At 60.7% G+C, this 206-nt stretch carries 1 protein-coding gene; it reads right to left on the reverse strand.

The genetic code is table 11. From position 1 onward, the window contains the following. A partial coding sequence (locus QJT78_RS53055) for a transposase (RefSeq protein ID WP_281461037.1) occupies positions 1-206 on the reverse strand: 206 nt, incomplete at both ends.

The following is a 206-nucleotide window of genomic DNA, read 5'->3' on the forward strand; positions in this document are numbered from 1 at the left end:
GTGGTATTTCTCGACGAAGACGTCGATCGCGGTTTCAGCTTCGGCCCGGTGTGGGGCCAGATAGATGTTCCGCAGGTCGTTCTTCATGGGGCCCAGCACGGATTTGGCGACCTTGTCGAGTACGTTGCTCACTTTATGGCACCAGCATCGTTGGTGCCGCGTGCCGGGAAAGGCCTCGTCCAGTGCCTTCCAGAAGCCGAGGGCGC

Origin of the sequence: Bradyrhizobium sp. Mp27, assembly GCF_029953005.1 — a bacterium.
GTDB classification, from domain to species: domain Bacteria; phylum Pseudomonadota; class Alphaproteobacteria; order Rhizobiales; family Xanthobacteraceae; genus Bradyrhizobium; species Bradyrhizobium barranii.